The sequence below is a fragment of the Flavobacterium sp. FPG59 genome, assembly GCF_002150205.1.
Classification (GTDB): Bacteria; Bacteroidota; Bacteroidia; order Flavobacteriales; family Flavobacteriaceae; genus Flavobacterium.
The window spans coordinates 1-4533 of sequence record NZ_MTCA01000239.1; the positions used below are offsets into that span (position 1 = coordinate 1).

Here is a 4533-nt window from a genome sequence, read left to right on the forward strand (position 1 = left end):
TTAGAAATAATCTTAAAAAAAACAATAGCTCACAATATTTTCATGAATCCCCTACAAAAAAATGTATTTTTGTGGTCTAATTGATAGCTTATTTTGAAAAACATACTTATAATTGACGATGAAGAGAAACTTCGAGGATTGCTTGCTCGAATAGTAAAATCAGAAGGTTTTCATGTCATTGAAGCTCCCGATTTGAAATCAGGGTTTAAAAAATTAGAACAGAACGATATTGATGTGGTACTCTGTGATGTTAAACTTCCAGATGGAAATGGTGTAGATTTTGTAAGCAAGATTAAAGAATCCTTTCCCGTTGTTGAGGTTATTTTATTGACAGCTTTTGGAAATATTTCCGATGGTGTTCAGGCCATGAAAAATGGGGCTTTTGATTATATTGTTAAAGGCGATGATAATGACAGAATACTACCTCTGCTGTATAAAGCTCTTGAAAAATCAGAATTACAACGCAAAGTTGTGATACTCGAAAAACGAATTTCGGATAAATTTTCATTCCAAACTATAGTTGGGAAATCGAAAGCTTTACAGCAAATAATAGAACTTACTAAAAAAGTAGCCGTTACAGATTCAACAGTCTTATTAACAGGAGAAACAGGAACCGGAAAGGAAGTTTTTGCACAAGCCATTCATGAAAACAGCAACCGAGTAGGGAAGTCCTTCGTGGCTTTGAACTGCAGTACTTTCAGTAAGGAAATTCTAGAAAGCGAATTGTTTGGACACAAGCAAGGTGCTTTTACGGGAGCACTAAAAGATAAAAAAGGGTTTATTGAAGAAGCTCATGGTGGGACTTTGTTTCTGGATGAAATAGGAGAAATGCCTATTGATTTGCAAGCTAAATTGCTTCGTGTTTTAGAAACAAATGAATACATTCCGGTTGGAGGAACTACTGTAAAAAAATCTAACTTTCGTTTGATTGCGGCTACAAATCGGGATTTAAAAACGGAAAGTGAAGCACATCGTTTTCGTTCTGATCTGTATTTTAGGCTAAATATTTTCGAGATTAAAATCCCACCTTTGCGCGAAAGAGTAAAAGATATAGCTCCATTAGCCCAAAGTTTTGCAATTCAATTTTCGGCTAAAACCAATAAAAAAGCAGTTCAAATTGATGCCGATTTTCTTCATAAACTAGAAACGTACCACTGGCCAGGAAATGTAAGGGAACTTAAAAACGTGATTGAACGTGCCGTTATTTTGGTTAATAACGAGATTTTAACTCAAGATTTGTTGCCTTACGAAATACAACATCAAACTGCCAAAGACAATAAGATAGTCTCTGCTTTTTCTATAGGTAGCGTCGAAAAATTGCACATTCAAAAAGTTTTGAATTATACAAAAGGCAATAAAGCCGAAACGGCACGGTTACTCGAAATTGGTATTGCCACACTTTACAGAAAATTAGACGAATACAATATTCATTAAAATCGTATTATTTTGAGAAAAGCCTATCATTTTGATAGGCTTTTTTTATGCTTTTTTTTGGCATAAAAACTTCAAAACCTTAATTGATAAAGCTTTAAAGTGTGCTGTAGTTTTATGGAATGCATTTTGGCATAAGCGATGAAGAACATAATAAATCATTCTTATGAAATCGCCATGATTCGAATTAGAAATAAAATCGAAGAATGGCGATACCATATTCCTTAAAAAAACAAATATTAAATACATATGAAAAATCAAGTCACCACGATTTACAAACAAGCAGAACGCTTTGCCGAAATCACCAAGACTGCCATTATTACGGGAAATATTTCCAGAGCAAAAAAATGTTTAGCACTCGCTGAACGCTTATTGGCAACAGGAAGCAATGAAACTAAGATTGCTATTTCCAATGTCTATCTTTTTTCGGTTTCCTCTTTTATGGAAATGCGTCATTGCAATATTTCAAACCTTTTCCCAAAATCCTTGAAGGCGGAATACATCAAGCAAATAAATGCTTCGGGAGTATAACAAGTGTAGTCGATTGAATTATTTGATCGATTGTCTAAAAGTCTAATAATCCAATAATCTAAAATTATGATCATCACAATCCTTTTACTCGCACTAGCCGTTTTGTTATTTGCGATTTGTTTTAAATCTGTCGAATTTTTTGAAAAAATCTAATTTATGACTGCACTATTTATTATTGCACTTGTTGTTTTCGGCTATTTGGTTTACGTATTAATCAAGCCCGAAAAATTTTAAGCATGTGAAATGTAATCAGTGAGAAGTAAAAATTTGAAAAAATCTCTTGGCAGCACAGCCTTCATCTCACGGATCACAACTTACATTTCACAATTCATGTTTCACCATTAACAAATTACATCTTATGAACACAGAATTATTTGGTGTCATCAGTATTTTTATCATCTCTATAATTTTAGCGGTTCCTGTTGGGAAATATATTGCTAAAGTTTTTTCGGGAGATAAAACAGTACTTGACCCGATTTTCAATCCAATTGAAAAATTTATTTTCAAAATAAGTGGTATCAATTCCACCGAAGAAATGAACTGGAAACAACATTTAAAAGCGTTATTAAGCGTGAATATGGTTTGGTTCTTTCTTTGCTTTTTTGTTTTGTTATTTCAAGGTTCAATGCCTTTGAATCCAGACAATAATCCAAACATGACTCCCGATTTGGCATTCAATACCGCTATTTCGTTTGTGGTGAATTGCAATTTGCAGCATTACTCCGGTGAAACAGGCGTTTCTTATTTGTCACAAATGGTATTGATGTTCCTGCAATTTGTTTCAGCAGGTGTCGGGATGGCAGCCGCAGCAATGGTTTTTACTGCAATGAAAGAAAGAACCACAGATAAATTGGGCAACTTTTATAATTATTTTATCAAAAGCTGTACTCGTATTTTACTGCCTCTTTCTGCTCTTGTAGCCATCGCTTTGTTATTTAGCGGAACTCCAATGACTTTTGAAGGAAAAGATACAATTACCAATTTACAAGGTGATTCAGTGTCAGTTTCCCGTGGACCAGCTGCAGCATTTATCGGAATCAAACATATCGGTACCAATGGCGGAGGATTTTTTGGAACCAATTCGGCACATCCATTAGAGAATCCAACTTATTTTAGTAATGCAGTTGAACTTTGGGCACAATTGATTATCCCTTTTGCTATGATTTTTGCTTTGGGTTTTTATCTAAAGAAAAGAAGGCTGTCCTACGTAGTTTTTGGTGTGATGACTATTGGGTTTTTACTTTTAGTTATTCCAACAGTTATAAGTGAACTCAACGGAAATCCAGCTATCGAAAAAATGGGAATTGCCCAAACAACCGGAGCTATGGAAGGAAAAGAGGTTCGTTTTGGACCCGCTATTTCTGGATTTTGGAGCATTGCGACTACCGTAATTTCTACAGGTTCGGTCAATAGTATGCATGACAGTTCAATGCCGGTTTCTGGTTCGATGCAGTTATTAGCTATGATGGTTAACGCCTTTTATGGTGGTTGCGGCGTAGGGTTTTTGAACTTCTATATTTTTATCATTCTCGCAGTCTTTATTTCGGGATTAATGGTGGGACGAACACCAGAATTTTTAGGGAAGAAAATTGAAGCTCGTGAGGTCAAAATTGCTGCTTTCATTGCCATTCTTCACCCTTTATTGATATTGTCAGGAACGGCTTTGGCATCTTATTTTGCTGCAAATGATACTGCAATGGGCTACTGGTTTAGCGGTAATGCCACTGGCTGGTTGAACAATCCTGGGAATCACGGATTTTCGGAAATGTTATACGAATATACTTCGAGCGCAGCCAACAACGGTTCTGGATTTGAAGGTTTGGGCGACAATAATCCTTTTTGGAATATCACCACAGGAATTGTGTTGTTACTGAGTCGTTTCCTTCCTATCATTGGGCCTTTAGCTATCGCAGGATTGTTGGCAAATAAAAAATATATTCCTGAAAGTGCTGGGACTTTAAAAACAGACACGACCATTTTTGGAGTTATGGTTTTTGCTGTAATCGCCATTATTGCAGCCTTATCTTTTTTCCCTGCATTGGCTTTAGGACCATTGGCAGAATACTTTTCTATGTAAAAAGTGAATTGTGAAAAAAGTGAATTGTGAAAAAAGTGAATTGTGAAAAAAGTGAGAGGTTAAAAATGTAAGATGTAAAAAATGTAAGATGTAAAAAGTGAAAAAAGTAAAAAGTAAAAAGTGAAAAGTGAAAAGTGAAAAGTGAAAAGTGAAAAAAAGTAAAAAGTAAAAAGTTAATAATATGAAATATGTAGAATGATAAATAGGATAAGCTTATTTTTTACATTAAACATTTCACTTCTAGCATTCCACTTCTAACATTCCACTTCTAACATTTTACTTCTAACATTTTACTTCTAACATTTTACTTCTAATATTTCCCTTTTAACATTTCACATCTAACAAATCGCTTCTAACATTTTCCTTCTAACATTTCACTCGTAACATTTAACTTCTCACTCTTTTCAATCTACTTTCAAGATTTTTAATTAATCCATAAATAAGCTTTCCAATGACATTTAACTTTTCAATTAATTGTTCACTTTCTATTTCAT

4 protein-coding genes are annotated in these 4533 nt (G+C 34.4%); all 4 read left to right on the forward strand.

Annotation, left to right across the window (positions count from 1 at the left end; all coding sequences use genetic code 11):
• The first annotated feature begins 90 nt into the window (after positions 1–90).
• The 4 genes from FPG59_RS14215 to kdpA all read left to right on the forward strand — a co-directional run bounded on the left by FPG59_RS14215 (position 91) and on the right by kdpA (position 4039).
• A complete protein-coding gene (locus tag FPG59_RS14215) occupies positions 91–1434 on the forward strand; it encodes a sigma-54 dependent transcriptional regulator (RefSeq protein ID WP_176330758.1) in 1344 nt (447 codons plus the stop codon).
• Between the two features lie 246 nt (positions 1435–1680).
• A complete protein-coding gene (locus tag FPG59_RS14220; protein ID WP_086455239.1) occupies positions 1681–1962 on the forward strand; it encodes a hypothetical protein in 282 nt (93 codons plus the stop codon).
• Between the two features lie 156 nt (positions 1963–2118).
• Positions 2119–2196 (forward strand): K(+)-transporting ATPase subunit F, encoded by a 78-nt coding sequence (gene kdpF, locus FPG59_RS14225; RefSeq protein ID WP_086455241.1) that lies wholly within the window; start codon positions 2119–2121, stop codon positions 2194–2196.
• A gap of 124 nt (positions 2197–2320) precedes the next feature.
• Positions 2321–4039, forward strand: a complete 1719-nt coding sequence (gene kdpA / locus FPG59_RS14230) for a potassium-transporting ATPase subunit KdpA (protein WP_086455240.1) — start codon at positions 2321–2323, stop codon at positions 4037–4039.
• The last annotated feature ends 494 nt before the right edge of the window (positions 4040–4533 follow it).